Genomic DNA, 24,201 nt, shown 5'->3' on the forward strand with positions numbered 1-24,201 from the left:
ACTCTTTTGGAGAAATTATAACCAAATCATAGCTTGAAGAAGATGTAAGCTTAGAGGGCTTATCATATCTTATTTTTATTTCAAAATTGCTTGCAAAATATATTTTGCTTTCTGATGGCTTATATTTTACTGGGAATAAATGAACTGTAACAAAAGTTACACGCTCCATTTTATCATTCAGCCCGCATCCAATGCGATAGGAATACCATGAGCTTGGATAAATTTCATTGCTTGAATAAAATTCGGAATTCTTGGGATAGAAAGCATTTTCTAATGATAAAGGCAGGAGGGGCGGGGAAGGACGGATTTCATTCTCTATTCTATATTCTTCTATATTTCTGGCGAACACATCTATGCTTTTAACATTTGCACCAAATTCTATTTCGAATGTCTTGCTTATTTTTGGTAAGACAGGATAGCCATCATTCATCAGATAAGAAGAGCCATCGATTTTTAATTCAATGTATTCTTCATCGTATTTTTCAATAGCAAGCTCTGGCACTGAAAAGCTATAGCTAATCATCTTTTCTCCGCCCTTCGCTATTGTTAAGCTCGCGAAGCAGAATAAAAATACAATTCCTGTAGCAATTATCTTCCTCTTCATTTTCATCCCTTTGGTAAATAGTTTATGTTTTTATATATTTTACTAATACAAATAGCAAATTTTTTAAGTATATCAAACATTATAAACAAATGAAAAAAATAAAGCCCGCAAGAAATACATTAATACTTTTCCTAGGTATAATTTTGATAATTTTTGTTATTTTAGTAGCCCCATCTATTTATAAGAGTTATAAGGAAATATTGAACCCCAATCCAGATAGTGATGGTGATGGTATACCAGATAAGAATGATGCTTTTCCACATGACCCAAAGGAATGGAAGGATAGCGACGGAGACGGCATAGGAGATAATGCGGACTCCGACGATGATAATGATGGCGTGCTTGATGTATTTGATTATCTTCCATATGATGATGCAAAGATAAAAGTTGAGATAAGTAAGATAAGAATAAAAGATTATCCTCTTATTGGAGATAAGGCGGAAATATTTCTAAAGATATTTATAAATAATAAGGAATATAGATTTCCAGAAAAAGGTTATACTACTTTTGATATAGATAAGGATACTTATGTGGAGTGGAACGTAACTCAAGATGTGGATGACAGCATCGGTTATCATCAGGTAAGGATAGAAATGTATTATAAAACAATAATTGGAACAGATAAAAAAATTGATATAAATCCAAAAAGGGAAGAGGATATCATAAACATTTCGTACTATATAGGAAATAAAGTTGGGTATCAATATCCTGAGGGCAAAGATTATGCATGCTTTGATGGAAGCGACGATGGTTTAAAGGAGAGAGATGCAATGATTTGCTTCAGAATAATAACTGTAAGTTAATTATATATTCATGCTAATATTTGGAAGCGTGTTTGGAAGAGATAATCCAATATCCTTCAGCTTAGCTATTCTTAGAGAGAAAATTGAGGTTTTTCGAAAAAGTATTTGTTTTAATCTTTTTTATTCCAGAAAATTTTTCTAAAATAATGCTTTCCACCACTGACATTACTATATTTTGTGATATGTCTTTCGACATAAATGTAAGAAATGTTGCAATGGGAACAGTAACAGGCATAAATAGAATTTGCAAAAAATTTAGGGCTAAGTGAAGAAGACTGCTTTTTGGAAACATGATTGCAAACCTTTTACTGATTTCCTTACAAATTTCAATTTTGCTTCTCATTGAGATATATGTTTTTAAATTAACTATTGTTGGCTCAACGGTGTTAGCAACACTTTTTATTATAATTGGATTTTTTTAATGATCGGAATTAGTTTTCTAATCTCCTTACTTTCAAGAACACAGGAAGAGGCAAGCCAAATCGGATGCTGATTAATTTTCCAATGATGTTTCTGGGGTATTTTTCCCAATTACCGGAGGATGGCTTTATTATGTTTCAAGAATTTTCCCATTAACATATATAAATGAGGCTTTAAGAAAAATAATGATTGAGGGAGCAAGCTTTTAGGAAAAAATACGGAAAACTAACAGCGGTAGATGAACTCTCATTTGAAGTAGAGGAAGGAGAAATTTTTGGCTTCCTTGGCCCGAATGGGGCGGGAAAAACAACAACGATAAAAATGCCCACATGCCAAATTTTGCCCACGAGCGGGAAAGCAAAAATTTTTGACTATGACACAATGAAGGATAGAGATAAGATTAAGAAAATTATAGGTATTTTGCCTCAGGAAGGAAAATTAAATGAATTGCTGACTGCGGAGCAGAACATATATTTTTATGGAATGCTATATGAAATGAGCAGAGCGGAAATAAAAGAAAGAGCAAAAGAATTGCTATCACTAATGGAACTTGAAAATAGAAGAAAGGATCTTGTAAAAAATTTTTCTGGGGGTATGAAACAAAGATTAAATTTTATCCTTTCAATCATTCACAGCCCAAAAATAGTATTCCTCGATGAGCCAACCCTTGGGCTGGATCCGCAAGCAAAGAGTGGCAATAATCGATGAAGGAAAAATACTGGCGATAGGTAACCCCTCTGAAATTAAAAAAATTGTTGAAAAAGAGAAGATAGTAGAAATATACATAGATTATGAACCTCACCTTATAGAGGATATTAAAAGCATTAAAGATGTGAAGCATCTGGCTTATAAGAATGAAAAACTTGTTGTAACGGTAAAAGACAGGAAAGGGCTTTTGAGAGATATAACTGAAAAACTTTCAGATAGAAATATAAAGGCAATTGCTACAGTTGAACCAACTCTTGAAGATGTTTTCATTTATTTGACAGGAAAAAAACTAAGAGATTAATATATTGAATTCTTATAATTGTATGCGAGTTATAGATGGAAAGGCACTGGCAAAAAAAATTGAAGAAAAAATAAAGGAAAAAATAAAGGAAAAAGTAAAAGATAAGGAAATAAAAATTGTGACTTTTGTCATTGGCAATAATGAAGAATCACTCCTTTTTGCAAATTTAAAAGATAATGCCTGCAAAAGAGTTGGAATCGATCATGAAATCATAGGGTTTGATTTTATAAAGCAAGATGATTTTGAAAAAGAAATTGAGAAATTGAATAAGGACGGGAGGGTGAGTGGAATAAATATCCAGCTTCCATTGCCTCCGAAGCTGGATTATAATAAATTGATAAGCAAAATTGATTATAGGAAGGATATAGAAGGAATGCATCCTTTAAATATAGGAAAAATTATTCTCGGGGAAGAAGATATTTTGCCATCCACACCAAAGGCAATTTTGAAGATAATAGAAAATGAAAAGATACTTTTAAAGGGAAAAAATGTTGTTATAGTAAATCATAGCAAAATAATTGGAAAACCCCTTGCAATTTTGTTGCTTAACAGGGATGCAACTGTAAGCGTGTGTCATGTTTATACAGATGATTTAAAAAAATACACCAGGAAAGCGGATTTGCTTATAACCGCAACAGGTGTAAAAGGACTTATAAAAGAGGAGCACATAAAGGAGGATTGTATAATAATTGATGCGGGCATAAAAAAAGAAAACGGGAAAATATATGGAGATGTTGATGAGGGCGCGGCAAAAAAAGCGATTGCATTCACGCCTGTGCCGGGCGGGGTGGGGCCTGTTACAATTGCGTGCATGCTTGAAAATGCGGTAATTGCTTATGAAAAAATTCATAAATAGTTTGGTGTTTTCCAGCGATGAGGGCCTATTATTCTTTCTATGAAATGCCTGCGGTAAAGCCGAAAATGAGTTTTAGCAAGGAGGAGATAAAGCATCTTTTGATTTCAATATTTTTGCTCGGCTTAGCATTTTCCATTGCAAATTCATTTCCAATCCATAAAAATTTTTCGCTTTTTGTCCGTCTTTTGCCTTTTTCATTCCTTGCAGTTTTAACCGCATTTGCCTTTCATGAAATAGCTCATAAATATGCGGGAATAAGATATGGCTATTGGTCGGAATATAGAATGTTTCCTTTTGGATTACTTCTTGCAATTCTTTTCAGTTTCCTAGGCTTTGTTTTTGCAGCTCCGGGAGCGGTGCAAATATTTGGCTTTCCTACAAGAGAGCAATCGGGTAAAATTTCAATGGCGGGCCCTCTTTCAAACATATTGGTTTCCGCTTTATTCCTAGCAATTTCTAAAGTAACTAAAATAGAGTTGCTAATTCTTATAGCTTCAATAAATGCGTTTCTTGCGATTTTCAATCTTATACCTATTCCCCCTCTCGATGGCATAAAAATTTTGTCATGGAATATGCCTGTATGGGTTGCAATGTTAGCATCTTCAGCAATCCTCCTTTTCCTCTCCTTCCCTTTTTAACCGCAAAAAATAAAAAAGTTTTAGCCCTTATATTCAGGCCGCCTTGGCTCAGCCGGGTTAGAGCGATTCCTTGGTAAGGAATAGGTCCCGGGTTCGAATCCCGGAGGCGGCTTTTAACTTTAATAAGTTTTAAAATAATAAATTATTTTTCTGCCAACCTAAAGAAAAAAAATTTTTGCTGTGACTGAAATAGGAGATACAAAATTGGTGCAATAAAAGAAGTTTTAGGAGGATGGAAGTAGGAAAAATTTCTTGACAACAAAAATATAGAAAACTATTTATACCTATCTAAGACCCCTCCCCTCATTTATATACCACATGAAGGATTATTATCAAGAGCATGTAAATAAAGCGCCCTAATGCGGGCACATGCGTTTCAATCCCCCTCCCTCCCTCTTTTTTAATGTTTTGGTTTAGGCTATAGTTTAAAGTTTTCTATTTTTTATCCTGCCCTTCAGTAGTCTATCATTTATATGCTCCGCTATTTTTACTGCATCTTCTTTTCATCTCCACCGATCCCATGCGATACTGCTCCTACCTATTGCTCGCATTCTCGTCTTTTATCTCATTTATTAGGTTAAAAGCTTCTTCAAATCCGCCGATTCTAATTCATCGGACAATAAATCTCTTCTTCATCCAGTAATCAAAATTCAACATACCTTTCTGATAGCAATTGAGAAAATCTCTCCTCAACTCTTTCCCTCTCCTTTATCATTTCCATTATTCATCATATTCAAGCATAACAAATATAAGGAATGCAAGCCATTCTTTGATCAATATCTTCCAGCATTTCCCAAATTCTCCATAAAAGAAGCAATCTTTGCCATTGAGCAAAACCCTTTCATAACTATCTTTTCCTTCATTGTCAATCCAAAATGCTTTTTCAGCAAGTCAAAATACCTCTTTTTATTTGCAATATTAGCCAGGGATAGAGCTTCATATCTCTTTTCCTTTATATTTTTTATTTCTTTCATTGCATGTTTCAAAAGTTTCATGGCTTCTTCTCTTTCATTAACCTCGTACACCATTTCCTCCGCTTCTTTAAGCAATTTATTTGCCTCCTCGGTTTTTCTCAGGCACCATCATGCGGAGTGCGAGAAAATAAAGGAGAATAACTCCTATCCTTTTTCCTTCAGTATTTCGCGTTACCTTTCCAGTAATTCAAGGGCTTCTTTTCTGTTTTCTTCTCTTTCAAAGCCATTTTTCTCAGGCAAATCTTGGCTATATCATCAAAATTTATCATCTCAAAAACTTTCACCAATTTTATCACACAGGAATGAGGGAAAATCTTGAATATATACTTTGCAGTTAAGTTAGAATTTTTAAGGTTCTTTAATCAGTTCAAATAAGTTAAAGTAGTGATATGGTGTTGAAGAAGCTATTTTATCTCTTTCTGCAAAACTTACAACAAAATCCCCTGTTTCAGGGCATGCAATCCACATATTCCATGCTCTATTGAAACTTGTTCCTTCCGCAAGCCATATCAATATTTTTAAAAGCAAATCACTATCTCCTCTATAAGTGCTCTGGAAAATTTCCATGGAATTGTTTAAACCAAACCTTCCGTAATTATCCTCTACCATTTTGCTTACCACTTTGTAGCTCCTCCATATCACAAAAAACGGGTCATTCTCTGTAAATATTCTTATAAATCCTTTCAGCCCAGAAGGATCATAATGCTTCCTTTGAGTTTTTGCAATCTCAGGGTAGATGAAAAAATTTGTCCTCCTCACAACTTCCTTAATTTGCCAGAAAGGAGGAATTGCTTCTGTGGCATCATCATATGTTCCAACATAATAATGGCCTGCACTCACCTCAACCGCATAGCCAACTGGTATTTTCGCATCAGATAAAATAAAGTTCCATCCCGCGGTATTATTTTTTACTAAATATCCTATCGCCTCCTCTATGGATGAAACATGGTCAAGCACCATTGCAACTTTTATTACCTCAGGAGTGCCATAGAAGGTTGAATCATTGCTCCAGCATACTTGCATTCCAACAGCAATTCCTCTCTCATTAAATCCGCCTCCTCCGTGCAATGAGCCAGCAAAAGAAGGAGAAACAGATGCGTATCCATTTTTCGGTTTCCTTACTATAAGAACAGAATTTTCATGCACATATTTCCCGGTTACTGGATCCTTTATATCCATCGGTAAATCGAAGCTTCTAAAATGATATAGTTTTCCATCGGAAGTAGCATTTCCCCATGCAGAAATACCAAAGCAGCCCATTCCCCAGGTAGCAACTGACATATAAGCAACAATCACATCATTAAACTCTACTCCCGACCCATCTGCAATACCCCTCAGCTCCTCAATATATTCTTCTGGTATGTAATTTTTTGTAATATTCCACATTTCAAGTAAATACTCATAGTTTGAGCATTGACTCAAAAAAGCTCTTATATTTTCCCTTATCTCATTTCTCAATAGAAAGCCATGCTGATAACCCATTTCATAATTTGTTCCACCTATATGTAAAATTTTAACCCCTTCTCTTTCTTCAAGCCATCCGCCACAATTGCTCCTAGCAAAAAGGGGCGAGGCAAGAAGTATAACAAGCATAAATGTTATCAACTTTCTCTCACTCATGAGAGGGCATATAAAAATAATATTTAATTTTTTTCAGAAACTCAAAGGAGTTATGGAATTAAAAGCGCAAATTCTTTTAACCAATTTTCTATTATTGGTATGCCGAAATATATTGGAATAACCGGAGGGGTTTTATCAGGCTTGGGAAAAGGAATAATCACTTCTTCAATTGGCTTACTCTTAAAAAGCAGGGGCTATAATGTTACAGCAATAAAAATAGATCCTTATATAAATTGTGATGCGGGAACAATGAATCCCTATCAGCATGGAGAAGTTTTTGTTCTCTCGGATGGGGGAGAAGTTGATCTTGATCTGGGCAATTATGAAAGATTTTTGGATATAAATCTTAAAAGAGATAACAATATCACTACAGGGAAAATATATAAAAATGTTATTGAAAAAGAGAGAAAGGGAGAATATTTAGGAAAAACTGTTCAAATTGTTCCTCACATTACCGATGAAATAAAGGGGTGGATAAGAAGGGTTGCGAAAGAAAGCGGGGCGGATTTTTGCCTTATTGAAATAGGTGGCACAGTAGGAGATATAGAATCAATGCCTTTCCTTGAATCAATGAGACAGCTTTATATAGAAGAGGGGCGTGAAAATGTTCTATTTGTTCATACAACCCTTGTCCCTGTTTTGCAAGTTGTTGGAGAGCAGAAAACAAAACCAACACAGCATAGCGTTAAGGAGCTGAGAGCAATAGGAATAAATCCAGATATTATAGTCGGGAGAAGCATTAAAGAGCTGAGCAAGGAAACAAAGGAAAAAATTTCTCTTTTCTGCAATGTGCCAGTTGAAGGAGTATTTTCCTCTCCAGATGTTGGAAACATATATGAAATACCTCTTCTTTTAGAAAAACAGGGCTTATCCCATTATATAATGAAGAGATTCAACATTCCTTACAAGGAAGCAGATCTGGAAGAATGGAAAAATTTTGTTGAGCGAATGAACAATGTGAAGAAAGAGGTAAGCATAGCAATTGTTGGAAAATATACTCATCTTGCAGATTCATATCTGAGCATAATAGAAGCCTTTCATCATGCGGGCTCTAAAAATAGGACAAAAGTAAATATTGTATGGGTTGAGGCGGAAGAGCTAGAAAGAGGAAAAACAAACGCCCTTGAAGGAGTGGATGGAATTCTTGTGCCAGGGGGCTTTGGCGTGAGGGGGGCGGAGGGAAAGATAAGGGCGATTAATTTTGCGAGAGAGAAGGAGAAGCCATTTTTGGGTATATGCTTTGGGTTTCAGCTGGCAATTGTTGAGTATGGAAGGAATGTGATAGGGCTTGATTGCAATTCACTGGAAATGGATAATAAAACGAGGCATCCGATAATAACATTATTGCCGGAGCAGAGAGGAATTGATAAGATGGGAGGGACAATGAGGCTTGGAGAAGATGAAATAGTAATAAAAGAAAATACCCTCGCCCACAGGCTTTATGGAAAGGAAAAAATTTATGAAAGGCACCGCCACCGCTATGAAGTAAATCCGGATTATTTTGAAATACTTGAGAAAAATGGGATTGTTTTCTCTGGATTTTCTGGAAAAAGAGTTGAAATAATTGAGTTGCCATCTCATCCTTACTTTATAGCTTCTCAATTTCATCCTGAATTCACATCTCGCCCGTTGAAGCCATCTCCTCTTTTTGATGGCCTTGTAAGAGCATCTAATAAACAGTTACTCCCATAACCCCTCTTGCTTTCCTCAATTTTTTTATCAGCTTTGCTGGAACTGGCTTTTCTGTTACAATAAAAAGCTTTGGCTCTTCACTAATCATATAGTCATCTACATTTGCCTGCCTTATGCTTATTCCTTCTCCTGCAATTATCTCAGAAACACTTGCAAGTATTCCGGGCATTGAAGCATCTTTTGGTATTATCTCTATAACACCCCATCCCATTTTTGGAGCAAGCAATTTAAAACTGCATGTTGGCATCAGATTTGAAAAAATTTTTCTCAGCTCCCTGTTTTTTTCAATTATTTCAACGGTATTCATTACAACTCTTCTATCAACATTTATTGCTCTCGCAATTTTTGAAAAAGAAAGCTCTATGTTTCCACAATAAACTTTTCCTTTTATAACACTCAGCCCATATGAAAGAAATAGTTGAATAACCTTTTGCTGTGCTTGTCCTCCAAAATAAGAGATAATTTTTTTCCACATGCTAATAATGTCTAATAAATTAAAATAATTTGCTACCATGAACAAAAATTTTCTATTATGAACAAAAATATACTTTAATGAACAAATTTATACAAAAATGTTAAATATTACTATTTAATTCATTTTTATGAAAAAGATAATAATTGATGAGGAAGAAATGCCTGATAGATGGTATAATTTGCAGTCGGAAATTAAAGCTCCTCCTCCACTAAATCCATCAACTCTTGAGCCAGTGAAAGCGAGCGATTTAGAAAAAATTTTTCCAAGAGAGCTAATAAGGCAAGAGTTAAGTGAGGAAAAATGGATTTCTATACCTCAGGAAGTTAGGGAAATATATAGGATATGGAGGCCAACTCCTCTTTACAGAGCGGAAAGACTTGAAAAATTTTTAAAAACTCCAGCAAAAATATATTACAAATGGGAAGGAACAAGCCCTCCTGGAAGTCATAAGCCAAATACTGCGGTTGCACAGGCATATTATAATTCAAGAGAAGGAATTGAAAGGTTGACAACTGAAACCGGGGCGGGGCAGTGGGGCTCCGCGCTGGCATTTGCTTGTTCTGTTTTTGGGCTGAAATGCACAGTTTATATGGTTAAATGCAGTTTTGAGCAGAAGCCTTACAGGAGGATACTTATGGAGACATGGGGTGCGGAAGTGATAGCGAGTCCGAGCGGAAATACAGATTTTGGGAGGAAAGTTCTAGAGGAAGATCCAGATAGCTCTGGAAGCCTTGGAATAGCAATAAGTGAGGCAATTGAGGATGCTATAACTCATGAAAATACTAAATATTCTCTTGGCTCGGTTCTGAATCATGTATTACTTCATCAGACAATAATAGGGCTTGAGTTGAAAAAACAATTTGAGAAAATAGATTCCTATCCAGATATGATTTTTGGATGTGTTGGAGGGGGTAGCAACTTTTCTGGTGGAATATTTCCATTTATCCCAGATAAAATAAAAGGCAATGAAATCAGATTTATAGCTTGCGAGCCAACCGCATGCCCGAGCTTAACAAAAGGAATTTATACATACGATTATGGCGACACTGCAAAAATGACACCTCTTTTGAAAATGTTTACCCTCGGCCACTCTTTTATTCCTCCCGCAATTCACGCGGGTGGCCTCCGCTACCATGGGGATGCACCTTTATTATGTAAAATTGTGAAGGATGGAATTGTTGAAAAAAGAGCTTATAGCCAAAAAGAGGTGTTTGAGGCGGCGAAAATATTTGCAAAGAGTGAGGGATTTTTAATTGCTCCAGAAAGTGCTCATGCATTAAAAGGTGTTATAGATGAGGCAATTAAATGCAAAAAAGAAAATGAGGAAAAAACAATTTGTTTTTTAAATAGTGGTCATGGAGCTTTTGATCTATCTGCATATGATATTTACAATAGAGGAGCATTGCAAAACTATGAGCTATCTGATAAAGAAATATTTAATGCATTGAAGAAATCAAATATAAATATTGATAAATTATATACTTAGAAAACATAGTATATATACTTAATAAACTATGTATCTCAATTTAATAAACTCAATTTTACCGCGTCTACATATTCCGCAAGGAAATAAGGAAATGGTTTTTCCCATGGATTTTTTGCTATATGCGGAATTGCATTTGAAATGGTTGCAATAATGGCTATATTATCTTTTTCTATATCTGGAAATGTTAAGTTTCCATGAACTTTTTTACCATCCCATATCTTTACTTTTTCATATTTTTCCCTTATAAAAACATATTCATTGAAAGCATAGTCAAGAAAAGCATATCTAAATGGCTTGCCCGCATAGTCATTCCATCTCGAATTTATCTCCGCTATATAAACACGCAAATGCCCAAAATATGGCTTGCCTTCCTTGTTTACTAATTTTATTCCCACTTCAATTTCCGCTTCCCCCAGCCATTTAGCATTTATTTCAATTTCAACATTTCTCACAGCCCTTTTACTAGCATTCTCTATAGCATTTTTATAGTCACTATAAACTGTGCCTGGATTATAATCAACAACTTCATACCCACCATCAATATAAAGCATTGGAGCATATGCATCTCTGAGCCAAGAGCCTCGCAAACTCGCAATTTCGCTTTTATCATAAACAAGGGTAACATAGCAAAAATCAAGCTCACCTGACAGAGCCTGCAAGGCATCACTTGCCTTGGGGCAATGCGGGCACCAGCTCAGCGTGCCGAGCTCCGCAAAAACCTTCCTCGAGCTAACTTCTCCTTTTGCTGGAAAAAATAATGCAATGAATAGAATAGCAACAATTGCGATTGTTTTAAGCCTCATGTTAATAAATGCATTTTAGGTTAAAAATTTTATGATGGCCTCAGCAAATATGATTTTATAAGATCCCTTCTTTTATGATATGATATTACTTCAAAGCCGTCTGGCAATTCTCTTTTTCCAAATATCGTATCGAGGAAATCCCATTGTTTCCTGCAGATTATTTTTGCATTTTTTTTGCAATCCCTTCTTATCCTTTCAAAAACTTCATTTCTCGGCTCAACTCCAAAAGAAACAATTATTATATCAAAATCGCTTATTGGATAGCTGAGTGCATTTCCCTCCTCTACTTTTATATCAAGATTGTATTCAGAAATTATTTTTCTTGCAATCTCAATTGCTTCTCTATCTTTATCTATGCCTGTATAAATCGCTTTAATATTTTTTGCAAGAGAAATAAGTGTATTTGGCAAAGGACCGCATCCAATATGAAGAATCTTATCCTTTTCCTTTATTTTTACCATTTCAAATTCCTCAACAATCGCTCTTTCAAAAAAATTGATATATGCTTTTGCAAAAAATTTTGATAATAGCTTTTCAATGAAAATAAACATGCGGTCATGCATTCTTTTTGTTTCCATGCTTCGTAAAATTTAGCAAAATTTATATTTTTAGTGGCTATCGGTAATCCGTGAGCCACCATGAGAGTGGCAATATATGCAAGAGTTAGCACTGAAGATCAAGCAAAGGAAGGGTTTAGCCTGAGCAATCAGCTTGAAAAATTGAGAAGCTATTGCATGGCAAGGGGCTGGGAAATAGTTGGCGAGTATGTTGATGATGGATACAGCGGGAGGGATATAAGAAGGCCCGCCTACCAAAAAATGATGGAAGAAATTGATAAATGGGATGCATTGCTTGTAATAAAAATGGATCGCATCCATAGAAATACTAAAAATTTCATGCTGATGATGGAAAAGTTGAAGTCAAAAGGAAAAGAATTTGTTTCAATGACAGAAAGCCTCGATACAAGCACCGCAATGGGAAGGTTTGTAATGGACATAATCCAGCGAATAGCCCAGCTCGAAAGCGAGCAGATCGGCGAGAGGGTATATGACGGCATGCGCCAGAAGGCGAAGGAGGGAGCGGGTTTGCTTGGCTCCCCATCACCATATGGGTATGAATACAGGGAGGGGAAGCTTGTGGGGATTGGGGAGGAGATGAGGGTTGTTAAGGAAATTTACAGGAGATATTTGGAAGGGATGAGTTTGAGGGAAATATGTATTTGGCTGGAGGAAAATGCGAGGAGTAAGTATAATGGGAAGTGGGATAAGAAAACTGTTTCTAGAATCCTTTCGAATCCTGTATATTGCGGGCTGGTTGAATGGGATGATATTCTTTTCCCAGGGGAGCATGAGAAAATTGTTGATATTGAAGATTTTAATCTTGTTCAAATTTTAAAGGCGAAAAAGGCAAGGAGGAAAGGAAAAATTTTTGTTATTGAGGGAATGAAAAAAAAGTATATATGATTTATTTTCTTAGTATATTGTTTATATATACTAAATTATCTCAGTAAATGTTTTTTATATACTAAAATAGTTTTGCCTGCTGTGGAAAAATTTTTTATCAGAAAAATAGATACTTAGTAAATTCAGTATATATACTTCATTTACTCTGTAATCTTTTATTATAAACTTCCTCTGCTATCCTTCTTATTATCTCAACTTTTTTTCCTTTTTTATCAACAACTATCCTTCCTTCTTTTCTCCACCATTTTTTTGGATAACTTTTTTCCTCCTTTAATGGATTTAACCCAATTTTCTTTGCAGCCTGAAAAATCTCATCTATTGTAGGATTTTTGATGGCAAGGCTTTTTTTAACCTTCCTCCCTTCCTTTCTGCTAAACTCAATATCAAAATAAGAAGGCCATATCACCCATTTATCCTTCATTCTTTTCTTCAATCAAAACCGCATTTATGCAACCATGCTGGCCCGGGCGGGAAGTAACTTTTGCCTTTCCAATTTCTGTAAGAATTATTGCCCCCTTTGTTATTATATCTCTCCTTACATAGTGAGGATTTGCGGGATTTTCAACAACATCTTTTATCTCAACTCTTTTTGTTTCTCCTGTCTTTGGATTTGTAACATTTGCATGCTTTGCGGATATAACCATCACTTTTTGATTTCCTCCTCTTACCCTTATCTTCTTTAATTTATCCTCTCCTATTAATGGTAAAATTGGATCCCTACCCATTTCATATTTTCTTTTCTTCCTTGCGGGTCTGTAAATACCTCCTGTTTCTTTTCTTCTGCTTCTTCCATGCCACTGCATAGTTGGAATATAAAAGGTATAAATAATTTTTGCTTTTAAAAAATTAAAAAGAGGTAAAGAAAGAAGCTAAAATTATAATGTAGCTCCTAGGTTGTTATATTCATCAAGCTCTTCCGCTAAGCTAAGAATATCATCGCGATTTTCTGTATCAAGTGCGTCATTTACCATTGAAATTATTTCTTCTTCTGTTAGTGGATAGTTAATGTCTGGATGAGCAGCATTTAGTAATGCAGCAACCGCCTGGCGCAGTAAAATTCCCGCTGCATCTTGAATATCATCTCCGCCTTTGTAATTAAGAACTTGTAAGAGAGTTAGTTCGCCTATATTTGTGTATGGTGAAGAAGCGGTTCTATCAAAGATACTATTTATTTTATCATCGGGATTGTAGTCAATCCATGAGTATATATGATTCTTCCAGTAACCATGGCTTAATCCTTCATATGGCTCTGGCTCATCTGGCTCACTTCCATAAGATTCAAAAACAGTTATAGTTACGCTTGCGGTATCTGTTCTTATTTCATTGGTGTCTTTTTCTGTAAGAGTTGCGGTGGTATCCAAGTAATAAGTGCCAGGACCGGCATTATCATTAGTTATATGCTTCTCAAAGATTATAGTATCAGAATCAGTAAGTGTTACTGGGAAAGTTTGATCTGTATAAGCAGTGAAACCATCTGGTATAGTTTGCACGTCATAAATCTCTGCTTCTTCATGGATATAAAATGATTTCGGGTGGTTTAACTGTAATATAAATATAAACTGTTGCAATATTCGAGTAAGCGATTCCATTATATGCTTTATATGTGAATGAATCTTTTCCATAGTAGTTTGCCTGAGGTGTATAAATAAATGAGCCATCTAAATTTAAAACAATGCTTCCATTATTTGGACCGCTAAAAAGAATTGCATATAAAGTATTTCCATCTTCATCAAAGTCATTCATCAACACACCTGGCGCATCCACAATTAAAGATGCATCCTCATTTATTAAATAATAATCATCATTTGCATGTATTTTTCCAGTTGAGCTTATTATATTAAAGCTTGAAGTTGCGGGAGTATAATCAGGTATGCCTGCTTTATCCTTTGCCCTCACTTTGAATGTATAATTTCCATCTGGAAGATTATAATAAGTTTTTGATGTATAGCTTGTCCATTCGCTCCAGCTCGAATCATATCCTTCAAGAATGTATGAATAAACTAAATATTGTGTTGGAGTATTTCCATCTGTGCCATCCCAAGTGAAGGTTACATTATTATAATCTATTACTCCAGATGGGCCAATGGTGATAAATGTATCTGGGGCGGTTGATGAATAATTTACCCATACAACATCCCCTTCAATATTGCATTCTCCATATGCAATTCCGAAAAATCCATTACCCCATGGTCCCCATTTTGCTCCCCAGCTATTCTTGCAAATCCAATAGCCCGCATAATTTGGATTTCCTGGAGTATCTTTATATCCAACACATACAACCTGATGCCCTCCTCTATAGGAGCCACTTTGATGCTTATAGACACCATTGCTATCAAAACTTGGGCTTCCCTGATAAAAATCTGTATATACATCAAAACTTAAGCAAACTGGTCCATGATTTATGATGAGATTTTTTATTGTGTTTATATCATTTGTATAGGTATATCCATACCCACTTATTGGAACAAGTTTATATTGCCAATCAGAGCATTTATTGCTACATGGAGTAGTATCATAGCCAGTATAAGGGAAGCATGATTCTGGTATTGCTCCTCCATTGTTATAAATGTATTGGAAAGCATAATAAGCATTATTTCCATTGCATCCTGTTCCATAGCTATAGCATGATAAAATATATTGCTCAGATAAATCTAAGTCAAGATTTGCATCTCCTTCAAAAATATTGATCATTGCTTCAAGTGCTCCCATTGCTGCAAAGTCCCAGCAACTTCCACATGCTCCTTGATTTTTTGCGGGAGTTGTGTAATCTTTTCCATTTACATTTCTCCAGTCCCATTCAGAAAGCAAGGAAGCAGAGAAATATTTTTCATTTTTTGAAAAATCATTCTGAGAATTTTTTACAACTATCTCTTCCTTTACGCCTGTTAAGAGTTTAAAGCCAAGAGGAAAAATATATTCAGGATTTTCATTTGAAAGATAATATCCCTTCTCTTTCCATGCATTTATTCCCCCTTCAATATATTTCACATTTATGAAATTATTTTCAAGCAAAAGCTTTATTGCCTCTTTGCTTTTTGATCCATCTTTGCAATATAATATTATTTCTTTTCCTTTGAAATTTTCCATATTATTTATGAAACAAGAGCTACATCCTCCATATGGAACAGAAATCGCTCCTTTAATGTGTGCAATGCTATATTCTTCAGAGCTTCTTATATCTATTATTATTGCATTTCTTCCAAAAATTTCATCCGCTTTTATTGTATATGAATTTTCATTTCCTTTTCCGTGTAAAATGAAAGTAAAGCCCGCTATTATTATTCCTACTAAGAGAGCAAAAACGAATCTTTTATATTGATTTAAGATTTTTGTTTTCATCTATGCTCTCAGAAAACAATTATTAACAATTTCTGCTTTAGCAATATGGTTCCAAAGAGCCATCCTCGCTACAAAAGTTTGATGATAAGAAATCTAATTGCGGAAGGGTATGAAAAAGGAATTGTGCATGTTACCGGCCTAATTGCTCATGGAAGAGGAGAGGCATTTGATTATCTTCTTGGAGAAAAAACCCGCAAGTTTGCGGAGGAGGCATCGCTTGCTGCGGCTGCTTTCCTTGCGGTGGCGAGAAGGCCGGTTATATCTGTTAATGGAAATACCGCGGTGCTTGCTGGAAAAGAAGTTGTGAAGCTGGCAAAAGAAAGCGGGGCGAGAATAGAGGTAAATCTTTTTCATAGAAGCGAGGAGAGGATAAGGAAAATAATAGAATTGCTTGAAGAAGGAGGAGAGGAGATTTTAGGGCTTGAAGGAGATGCAAAAATAAATGGACTGGAGCATGCAAGGGGGATATGCAGTTATGAAGGAATTTATACAAGCGATGTTGTTCTTGTTCCTCTTGAAGATGGAGATAGATGTAATGCATTGAAAAAAATGGGGAAAATTGTTATTACAGTTGACTTAAATCCTCTATCAAGAACCGCGAGATGTGCAGATGTAACAATAGTTGATAATATCACAAGGGCAATTCCAAATATAAGAAAAAAATACAGAAAGATTGAGAATCCGGAAAAAATAATAAAGGAATGGGATAATAAGAAAAATTTGCAAAATGCCCTAAATTTCATCTGCAGAAGATTAAGATATATTTATAAAAGCTGAGCATTTTAGCATAGATGAAAATTGCCTGGTTTACTGATACATGGCTTCCAACGAGGGATGGGGTTGTAACTTCATTGCTTGCATTCAAAAAAGAGATTGAAAAGAAGGGTAATGAAGTTTATATTTTTGCTCCAGGAAAAGAAAATTGCGAGAATGATAATGTTTTCTACTACAAATCGAGACCATTTAAAAAATATGAAAATTATAGATTTGTTTCATTTCCATCATTTTTTTCAAAAAGAACAGAGAGGATAATAGAAAAAATAAAGCCTGGCATAATACATTCACATTCCCCAGGCTTCATGGGTGTGCATGCATTAATCGCATCATATAAAAAAGAGATTCCTCTTTTCTTCACCTACCATACATTTATAGATGATTCAGCTTATTTAATAATCAGAGACAAAAATTTTCAGAATTTTGCAAAAAAGTTGCTGTATCAATGGCTCAGATATTATATGAAGAGATGTTCATGCATTATTGCTCCGAGCAATTATACCGCTAGATATATAAATGAAAAAATAATTGAAAAAAACATAGAGGTTATTCCAACAGGAATAGATTTAAAAAGATTTGAAACCAAAAAAAACAGAAGCGGAATTAAGAAAGAAGATGGCAATAAAATAATTCTTCATGTTGGAAGGATAGTAAAGGAAAAAAATATTGATTTAATAATTGAGTCTGCTCCATATATACTCAAAAAAATTGATGCAATTTTCCTTATTGTTGGAGAAGGACCCGCAAGGAAAGAATATGAAGAAAAAGTAAAGGAGAAGGGATTGCAGAATAGCTTCATATTTACCGGTTTTGTTGACGATGAAAAACTCCTCCACTATTATGCGTCCTCTGATGTTTTTGTTTTTCCATCAATATATGAAACCCAGGGAATTGTTGCTCTTGAAGCGATGGCATCCGGCCTGCCTGTTGTGGCTGCGAGGGCGAAGGCTCTGCCAGATTTTATAAGGGATGGGGAAAACGGTTATCTTTTTGACCCGCAGAATGTGAAGGAGTTTGCGGAAAAAGTGATTAAGGCGATTGAGGACAAAAAAATTGCGGAAAGAGGTATGGAGTATGTTAAAAATTTTAGTATAGAAAAAATGGCGGAGAAACTGGTGAGCTTGTATGAAAGTAAAATGCGAGCTTAGAATTGAGTTTAAAAGTGAGGAAGAGGCAAAATGCATAAATGACGCAATAAAAATAGATAATGAAGGATATATATCTACAAGGGTGAGGGGAAAATTTATTGAAGCGGAAATTGAAGCGGATGAAATAATGTCAATAGTCCATACCTTAGAAGATTTCTTTTCCTGCTTAAAAGAAGCGATGGAGATTTTTAATCAAATATAAGGCTTTTCTTTTCAAGCTCTACTTTTGGCATCTTATATGTTTTTCTAACGCTCTTATCATATTCTTCTTCGCCTATTTCCTGCAATATTTTTCTTCCTTTTTCATCCAATGCAAGAACATTATTATTTATTTTTGCAACTGTTGCGGGCGACACCTTTAGCAGTAAATTCATTCCAGTTGCAAGCCCTAGTGGAATTGACTCTGTTTTCATTATTCCTCCAGGAATTGCCTCAAACCATATTCCAATTGAATCCTCTCCAAACTTTGTTATTGGTATTCCAGTCGCAGCCTGCCTCTCTGGAAGAGGACCAACATCCGCAACAACCCATTTTCCATCTACAAATGCCTCTCCCTCTCCATGGAAAAGGAAATTTCCCATTGCATCGTACCATTCCACCATCAGTGGATCAGGGGCAATAAATGTATCATACCATTGAGGAATCATTGAAAGAGCATATAGCTTATATCTTGCCTTTATCCCCGCAACCCTACATAGGGCTATGAAAAGAGATATTTTATGGATGCATGTTCCATATCCTCTTCTTAAAGTTTCCTCAACCCCCCAGAAAGGAACTATTTGAAGAATAACTTTCCTTTTAACAAATTCAAAAACATCATTTGCATATTCATATGGCTCTTTTTCAAAAGCTCCAAGCTCATTTGCCATTGCAATGATTTCTTTTGAGTAGGGATTGCAGAATAAAGTGGGGCGAAGATATTTTTCATCTGATTTAACAAATTTCATATTTTGGTGGTAGGAAGGTAACTCATAGACTCTTTTTGGAGGAGTATAGTTTATCCCTTCTCCTTTCCTAATTTTTTTCAATTTAAAGAAGTTTTTCAATAAAACTTTACTCAAAGAAAAGCTACCTCTTATGAACAATTTAACCATTTGCTTTTTTGGAATATATTCCTTATCTTTCCATTCTCTAAACATTTCCACCACTCATATCCATTGCAAAAACCCTTCTCATTTCTTCCGCACATCCCCTCATTTCCTCTCCTTTTGCTCTACTTACTTCAGCTTCAAGAACAGGGCTATTTCTGCTGCAAACAGGACATTCTTCAAGCATTCTTACTTCATCCCCAGAAATTATAAAGCCTGGATAGCTGAATGCAAGACCATCAATAAATGCAAATCTTCCTTTCTCACCATAAGAAACTTCTTCTCCATTCTCATCCAGCACCATTGCATGATAATAGCTTTTCGGTATATGAAGATAATGCCCTTCCCTGCAATGCACCATCCACCCATTTCCCTCAACCATTCCATATAAATCCAGGCAATTTTCTTGGGGTATTCCAAAAAATTCCTCAACCTTCTTCCTAAATTCCTTCACAGGCATCCTCTTTCCTTCATATATCTTCCATCCCCCGCCAGTAAGCACTGCCCCATTATCGCCAAAATCAAATTTCTGATCGCTGTTTTCCAATTCTTCAAGTACAAAATTTATGAGAAATGGCAGGCCGACAAGAGCAATTTTTTTCTTTTCCTTCTCTTTTTTTCTCATCCATTCAATTACCCTATTAACAAGTTTTTTTGTTTCTCTTTGAACCGCATATCTTATTATTCTTCCCTTTAAGCTGTTTTTCATTGCTTCCTGAATAACTTCAGCGGATATTTCTCTATCAAGAGCAACTTCAACACTTTTTATTGCATCAAAAAATACCTTACAGACCTTTCCTGCAAAAACATTTGTTTTCATTGGATTTGGCATAAAAAGATACCCTTCCATTTCATATTCCCATATAGGATATCCCATTCCTATAACTGATTTTGCAATTGCATATTCAGAAGCATTAAATGTTCTTATGTCGCGAGGGATGAATGTGTGGCGCCCGCTTGTCCCACTGCTATAGGAGATGACAAGTCCCGCCTCGTTGAATTTGTTTATTATTTCGTCGTAACCGTAGCTTTTCTTGATTAGTATGTTTGGTAAGTCTCCAGTGTAAATTGTAGCAAGCCACATTGCAAATTCCTGGCCAGAAGGATATGCTTTAAAAAATTTATCTGGAAGCAATGGTATTTTTTTGAAATCATCTATACTTTTTATATCATCTGGTGTGACATTTTTTTCTTTGCAATATTTTTTATAAAAGGAATTTTTTTCATAATGAATCTTGAAAGCATATTTGATTGCCTTGAATTTATAATTATTTGCTTCTTTATCCGGTATATTGAACAAATCATATGGTTTAAAAACGCTTTCTTCTCCAGGGTTTAGTTCATTTGGTATATAATTTTTTAGCCTTTTATTCATTTCATCAATGTATTCCTCATATTTTTTCATTGGTTAAAATTTAGAAATTTTATTATATTCTTTATTTAAATTTTGGTTTAACTCAGTTAAAGAAAAATTTAACTTTTCCTTATCCTCCTTACCCCTTTTTTTGTTCCCACTATGACTTCATCTGCAAGTCCAGCAAATAAGCCATGTTCAACAACCCCTGTGATTGCTTTCACCTCATCGCATATTTCCTCATCTATGGCTTCATATACGCAATCAACTATAATGTTTCCATTATCTGTTAAAAAATTTTTTCTCAACTCAGGAACTAAGCCCAATTTTTTTATCTTTTCAGAAGTTTTTTTCCATCCAAACTTTACAATTTCTACAGGCAATGGAAATGAAAATTTATCAACAATTTTGCTCTCATCAACAACAATTATCTCCTTTTTGCTACATTTTGCGACAATTTTTTCCCTGAGCAGTGCTCCTCCTCCTCCCTTTATCAGATTTAATTTCCTATCCACTTGATCCGCTCCATCAATTGTAAGATCTATTTCCTCATAATCATTTATATCTCCAATTTTTATTCCGCAATTTTTTGCAATTTCCTCACTTTCCAGAGATGTGGCTATTCCAACTATTTCAAGCCCTTCCTTAACTCTTTTCCCAATCTCAATTATTGCATATTTTGCAGTTGAACCGCTTCCAAGCCCAACAACCATTCCATCTTTTATTTCCTTAACCGCTTCCCTTGCCGCCTTCTTCTTCAAATCTTCTACAGAAATCTTTAAATCTTCCACAAAAAATATTTATAAGGCATATATATAGATTGATGGTCAGGAGTGGAAGGGCGGCCAACGGTGCTTTGCACCGAGGAAATACCCCCCTCATTCCCGGACCAGGGGCGTAAAAGCCAGGGCGAGAGCCCTGATAGAGGCGCAGAAAAGCCACAGCCAGAGGTGAGGATGATTCCCTGAGGATGACGTTGCTTCTGGATTTGGTGAGACTGCTTCTACCCTGGAGCAAGTCCAAGCACCAGGATCGGCTGCCCGGGACCGCCTGGGGGTAGGACGCTGAGACGAATGCCGCCGAAACAGAAGGGGGATTACTCTCCACACCTGACCAAAAATTTTTATTTCAAAATGGAATTAATAGCATGAAAGTTTTAGCTCTGCTGATTGCTTCTTTGCTAATCTTTCCAACTTTTAATTTTAAAGAAGAGGAAATGAGCTTTTCTTTTTATTTCAAGCCAGAATTTACAGGAAAGGAAGAGGTTGAAATAGCGATTGAAGGATGCAATAAGTATGAATATAATGGGCTCATTATTCCTGTAAAAAACCTTTTCATTCTTCTGCCCTATAAAAAAGATGTTAAGGATATTGAAGTAAATGTAAAGGAAAGGTATGCGGGAGAATATAAGATAAAGGAGGGAAAGCCAGTTATTGTTGCGAATAAAAAAATTTTGCGAGAAGGAAAAGAGATCAATGAGAAATATGAAGTTGTTGGAATTTATTATGCGAGAGGATACAAAATTCTTATTATTAATTTGATTCCTGTTTCATATAGAAATGGAAAGGTTTATTATTATGAAGAAATGGAATTGAAAATAAAGCTAAAGGAAGGAAATGAAAATGAGCTTTATAGGGGAATTGAAGAGGATAGGGATTATGTTAAGAAGATTGTTATAAATCCATGGATTGCGGAAACTTATCCGAAAAAGGAAATAAATGCACAGTATGAATATCTGATAATAACAAAGAGCGATTTTGTTCAAGCATTTGAAGAATATGTGGATTATAAGGAAAGCAAGGGAATAAAAACAAAAATAGTTAGTGTTGAGGAAATAGAAAAAAATAAGGAATTCTGGGGAGAAAAAGAAATTTTTAATGACACACAGGCAAAAATAAGGAATTTTATAAGGTATGCATATTCTGAATGGGGGATAAAATATCTCTTGCTTGGAGGAGATGCGGATATAAATAATAGCAGAGAAAATATTATTCCCGCCCGCTACTTATATGCGAGTTGCGTCGGCCTGCCTCTGGGGGAGGAGATTGAGGCGCAGATACCTTCTGATGTTTATTATGCTTGCCTTGATGGAAATTTTAATGAGGATGAAGATGATAGATGGGGAGAAAATTCCACGGACAATGAGCATGGGGTTGAGGAAGCGGATCTTTTCAGTGAGGTATGGGTTGGAAGGGTTTGTGCAGATAGCGATGAGGAGATAAAAAATTTCATCAGGAAGAGCATTTCATATCAGGAAAGCAAAGGTAATATTGAAGTGCTTCTTGTAGGAGAATTTCTTGGATTCGGGGGAATTGCGGATTGGGGAGGAAATTATATGGATGAGATAAAGCAATTGATTCCTCCTTATTTCAACATTACAACTCTTTATGAAAGGGATAAATATTGGCATAAGGAAGATTTAATTTCATTGCTGAATAGAGGTTGCAACATAGTTAATCATCTCGGCCATGGATGGACAACACATGCTTTGAAAATGAGCAACAGCGATTTGGATAATTTGCAAAACAAAGAATACTTCTTTTTATATTCCCAGACATGTCTCGCTGGATCATTTGATAATGCATATCCTTATGGAGATAGCTATGCCTACTATAATGATGACTGCTTTGCGGAGCATCTCACCCTTGCCCAAAATGGAGCATTTGCATGCATAATGAATTCAAGATATGGTCTTGGAATGGAAAACAGCACGGATTCACCTGGACAGAGATATAATATTGCATTCTATAAAGCAATTTTTGAAGAAAATATTAATGAAATGGGAAGGGCAAATCACTATTCAAAAGAGAAAATTGCATGGAGAATAAATGAAAATGGAATGAGATGGACACATTATGAAACAAATCTTTTTGGTGATCCTCAGATAAGAATAAAGCATCCTGAAGAAAAGATAAATATCAGTATAGAGATTTTGAAGCCTCTGAAAGGCATCTACTTCCTTGATTTTGGTCCTTTGCTTGGTTTTATAAATAGAACAATAATAATTGGAGCAATTTCAATTCATGTAAATGTAATTAGCGAGCCAGAGGGAAAAATAAGGGAAGTTAGATTTTATATAAATAATGAAACAAAGTTAAGCTTCGAAAATCCACCATATAAATGGCTATGGGATGAAAAATGCTATGGAAAATATAAAATAGTCATTGAAGCAATAGCAACAAATGGAAAAATAGAAAGAAGAAGCATTGATGTTTTTATTTTTAATTTTTAGCCATCATATCTTATGCCCTTCTCCTTCAAGAAGTTTTTTGGAATTTCTCTCTACTGGATACATTTCTTCTCTCCTTGCTCCTTCCGCCTCTGCAGAAATGCGAGCAAAAATTCCTGTTGTTAACTGGCGTGTAATTGTGGCATTGTGCTTTTTGACAAGAATTGCTCTTATTTCGTTAATTGTAATTAGCTTTCTCTCAGTAACTTTTTTCATAATTTCATTTACTTCAGATGGAGAAGGAATTAGCAGTTTATCTCCTTCCTTTGCTCCCCATTTCCTCGCTATTTTTCCATTTTGTTTTATTTGGGGGACTTTCTTCAAAATCTTTCACAGCTCTGTTTTCATCTCCTCTTAAAAGTTATAGATTATTCTTCTAAGGAAGGCATTTGAGGAATCAAAAGATTTGAAAGAGTGCGTTGTTTT

The 24,201-nt window shown here is 35.3% G+C and carries 27 protein-coding genes, 1 tRNA gene and 1 other RNA gene; 14 read left to right on the forward strand and 15 right to left on the reverse strand.

All coding sequences use genetic code 11. The features are described 5' to 3' along the window. Positions 1-610: hypothetical protein (locus H5T44_00005; GenBank protein ID MBC7080628.1), on the reverse strand; the 610-nt coding region annotated here is incomplete at its 3' end. An 83-nt stretch (positions 611-693) separates the two neighbouring features. Between H5T44_00005 and H5T44_00010 the strand changes: the two genes are divergently transcribed. The 6 genes from H5T44_00010 to H5T44_00035 all read left to right on the forward strand — a co-directional run bounded on the left by H5T44_00010 (position 694) and on the right by H5T44_00035 (position 4,442). Further along, positions 694-1,407, forward strand: a complete 714-nt coding sequence (locus tag H5T44_00010; protein MBC7080629.1) for a hypothetical protein — start codon at positions 694-696, stop codon at positions 1,405-1,407. 609 nt (positions 1,408-2,016) lie between these two features. After that, entirely contained in the window at positions 2,017-2,535 is a 519-nt protein-coding gene (locus tag H5T44_00015; protein ID MBC7080630.1) for an ATP-binding cassette domain-containing protein, read from the forward strand. Further along, positions 2,519-2,836 (forward strand): DUF4162 domain-containing protein, encoded by a 318-nt coding sequence (locus tag H5T44_00020; protein ID MBC7080631.1) that lies wholly within the window; start codon positions 2,519-2,521, stop codon positions 2,834-2,836. The genes H5T44_00015 and H5T44_00020 overlap by 17 nt, the downstream gene beginning before the upstream one ends. Positions 2,837-2,858: 22 nt before the next feature. Then, positions 2,859-3,692, forward strand: coding sequence for a bifunctional 5,10-methylenetetrahydrofolate dehydrogenase/5,10-methenyltetrahydrofolate cyclohydrolase (locus H5T44_00025; GenBank protein MBC7080632.1), 834 nt, complete (start codon positions 2,859-2,861; stop codon positions 3,690-3,692). A gap of 17 nt (positions 3,693-3,709) precedes the next feature. Continuing rightward, complete coding sequence (locus H5T44_00030; GenBank protein MBC7080633.1) at positions 3,710-4,330, forward strand: site-2 protease family protein; 621 nt, start codon at positions 3,710-3,712, stop codon at positions 4,328-4,330. A 37-nt stretch (positions 4,331-4,367) separates the two neighbouring features. Then, positions 4,368-4,442 (forward strand) — tRNA-Thr (locus H5T44_00035). Between the two features lie 661 nt (positions 4,443-5,103). Here the strand turns inward: H5T44_00035 and H5T44_00040 are convergent. The 3 genes from H5T44_00040 to H5T44_00050 form a co-directional block, all read right to left on the reverse strand. Beyond that, a complete protein-coding gene (locus H5T44_00040) occupies positions 5,104-5,358 on the reverse strand; it encodes a hypothetical protein (GenBank protein ID MBC7080634.1) in 255 nt (84 codons plus the stop codon). A 104-nt stretch (positions 5,359-5,462) separates the two neighbouring features. Then, the gene (locus H5T44_00045) at positions 5,463-5,600 is read right to left on the reverse strand and encodes a hypothetical protein (GenBank protein MBC7080635.1); all 138 of its coding nucleotides are present in this window, start codon (positions 5,598-5,600) and stop codon (positions 5,463-5,465) included. Between the two features lie 52 nt (positions 5,601-5,652). Next, on the reverse strand, positions 5,653-6,924 hold the full coding sequence (locus tag H5T44_00050; GenBank protein ID MBC7080636.1) for a hypothetical protein: 1,272 nt from the start codon (positions 6,922-6,924) through the stop codon (positions 5,653-5,655). Positions 6,925-7,023: 99 nt separating this feature from the next. On the opposite strand from H5T44_00050, the gene pyrG reads away from it, so the two are divergent. After that, positions 7,024-8,616 (forward strand): CTP synthase (glutamine hydrolyzing), encoded by a 1,593-nt coding sequence (gene pyrG, locus H5T44_00055; protein MBC7080637.1) that lies wholly within the window; start codon positions 7,024-7,026, stop codon positions 8,614-8,616. Here pyrG and H5T44_00060 read toward each other — a convergent pair. Beyond that, on the reverse strand, positions 8,594-9,091 hold the full coding sequence (locus H5T44_00060; GenBank protein MBC7080638.1) for a hypothetical protein: 498 nt from the start codon (positions 9,089-9,091) through the stop codon (positions 8,594-8,596). The two genes, pyrG and H5T44_00060, sit on opposite strands and share 23 nt — an antisense overlap. 127 nt (positions 9,092-9,218) lie before the next feature. Here H5T44_00060 and H5T44_00065 point away from each other — a divergent pair, with 127 nt between their 5' ends. Beyond that, positions 9,219-10,577, forward strand: coding sequence for a TrpB-like pyridoxal phosphate-dependent enzyme (locus H5T44_00065; GenBank protein MBC7080639.1), 1,359 nt, complete (start codon positions 9,219-9,221; stop codon positions 10,575-10,577). A 35-nt stretch (positions 10,578-10,612) separates the two neighbouring features. Here the strand turns inward: H5T44_00065 and H5T44_00070 are convergent, their stop codons facing one another. Further along, a complete protein-coding gene (locus H5T44_00070; GenBank protein MBC7080640.1) occupies positions 10,613-11,380 on the reverse strand; it encodes a hypothetical protein in 768 nt (255 codons plus the stop codon). A gap of 29 nt (positions 11,381-11,409) precedes the next feature. After that, a complete protein-coding gene (locus tag H5T44_00075; protein ID MBC7080641.1) occupies positions 11,410-11,958 on the reverse strand; it encodes a class I SAM-dependent methyltransferase in 549 nt (182 codons plus the stop codon). Between the two features lie 60 nt (positions 11,959-12,018). Here H5T44_00075 and H5T44_00080 point away from each other — a divergent pair, with 60 nt between their 5' ends. Then, positions 12,019-12,843, forward strand: coding sequence for a recombinase family protein (locus H5T44_00080; protein MBC7080642.1), 825 nt, complete (start codon positions 12,019-12,021; stop codon positions 12,841-12,843). 136 nt (positions 12,844-12,979) lie between these two features. Here the strand turns inward: H5T44_00080 and H5T44_00085 are convergent, their stop codons facing one another. From H5T44_00085 to H5T44_00100, 4 genes are all read right to left on the reverse strand, one after another. Next, positions 12,980-13,264: a signal recognition particle protein Srp19 gene (locus tag H5T44_00085; protein MBC7080643.1), complete on the reverse strand. Its 285-nt coding sequence runs from the start codon at positions 13,262-13,264 to the stop codon at positions 12,980-12,982. Then, the gene (locus tag H5T44_00090; GenBank protein ID MBC7080644.1) at positions 13,254-13,646 is read right to left on the reverse strand and encodes a 30S ribosomal protein S8e; all 393 of its coding nucleotides are present in this window, start codon (positions 13,644-13,646) and stop codon (positions 13,254-13,256) included. The genes H5T44_00085 and H5T44_00090 overlap by 11 nt, the downstream gene beginning before the upstream one ends. 72 nt (positions 13,647-13,718) lie before the next feature. Next, positions 13,719-14,333: a hypothetical protein gene (locus H5T44_00095; protein ID MBC7080645.1), complete on the reverse strand. Its 615-nt coding sequence runs from the start codon at positions 14,331-14,333 to the stop codon at positions 13,719-13,721. A 19-nt stretch (positions 14,334-14,352) separates the two neighbouring features. Then, entirely contained in the window at positions 14,353-16,182 is a 1,830-nt protein-coding gene (locus H5T44_00100) for a cadherin-like domain-containing protein (protein MBC7080646.1), read from the reverse strand. Positions 16,183-16,227: 45 nt separating this feature from the next. Here H5T44_00100 and H5T44_00105 point away from each other — a divergent pair, with 45 nt between their 5' ends. From H5T44_00105 to H5T44_00115, 3 genes are read left to right on the forward strand one after another with little or no spacing between them, the layout of a single operon-like run. Continuing rightward, positions 16,228-16,959 (forward strand): phosphopantothenate/pantothenate synthetase, encoded by a 732-nt coding sequence (locus tag H5T44_00105; protein ID MBC7080647.1) that lies wholly within the window; start codon positions 16,228-16,230, stop codon positions 16,957-16,959. Positions 16,960-16,973: 14 nt separating this feature from the next. After that, positions 16,974-18,104 (forward strand): glycosyltransferase, encoded by a 1,131-nt coding sequence (locus H5T44_00110; GenBank protein ID MBC7080648.1) that lies wholly within the window; start codon positions 16,974-16,976, stop codon positions 18,102-18,104. After that, entirely contained in the window at positions 18,082-18,306 is a 225-nt protein-coding gene (locus H5T44_00115) for a hypothetical protein (GenBank protein MBC7080649.1), read from the forward strand. The genes H5T44_00110 and H5T44_00115 overlap by 23 nt, the downstream gene beginning before the upstream one ends. Here the strand turns inward: H5T44_00115 and H5T44_00120 are convergent. From H5T44_00120 to rpiA, 3 genes are all read right to left on the reverse strand, one after another. Further along, positions 18,293-19,243: a transglutaminase family protein gene (locus H5T44_00120; protein MBC7080650.1), complete on the reverse strand. Its 951-nt coding sequence runs from the start codon at positions 19,241-19,243 to the stop codon at positions 18,293-18,295. The genes H5T44_00115 and H5T44_00120 overlap by 14 nt on opposite strands. Then, positions 19,236-20,597, reverse strand: a complete 1,362-nt coding sequence (locus H5T44_00125; GenBank protein MBC7080651.1) for a hypothetical protein — start codon at positions 20,595-20,597, stop codon at positions 19,236-19,238. The genes H5T44_00120 and H5T44_00125 overlap by 8 nt, the downstream gene beginning before the upstream one ends. 68 nt (positions 20,598-20,665) lie before the next feature. Continuing rightward, positions 20,666-21,322: a ribose-5-phosphate isomerase RpiA gene (gene rpiA, locus H5T44_00130; protein ID MBC7080652.1), complete on the reverse strand. Its 657-nt coding sequence runs from the start codon at positions 21,320-21,322 to the stop codon at positions 20,666-20,668. 53 nt (positions 21,323-21,375) lie between these two features. Between rpiA and rnpB the strand changes: the two genes are divergently transcribed. Then, positions 21,376-21,657, forward strand: an RNA gene (gene rnpB / locus H5T44_00135) — RNase P RNA component. Between the two features lie 36 nt (positions 21,658-21,693). Next, positions 21,694-23,778, forward strand: coding sequence for a hypothetical protein (locus H5T44_00140; protein ID MBC7080653.1), 2,085 nt, complete (start codon positions 21,694-21,696; stop codon positions 23,776-23,778). A gap of 3 nt (positions 23,779-23,781) precedes the next feature. Here the strand turns inward: H5T44_00140 and H5T44_00145 are convergent, their stop codons facing one another. Then, positions 23,782-24,099 carry a hypothetical protein gene (locus H5T44_00145; protein MBC7080654.1) on the reverse strand — a complete coding sequence of 106 codons (318 nt, stop codon included), beginning with the start codon at positions 24,097-24,099 and terminating at the stop codon, positions 23,782-23,784. Positions 24,100-24,201 lie beyond the last annotated feature (102 nt).

The sequence above is a fragment of the Thermoplasmatales archaeon genome, assembly GCA_014361195.1.
In the GTDB taxonomy this organism is placed as follows: domain Archaea; phylum Thermoplasmatota; class E2; order UBA202; family JdFR-43; genus JACIWB01.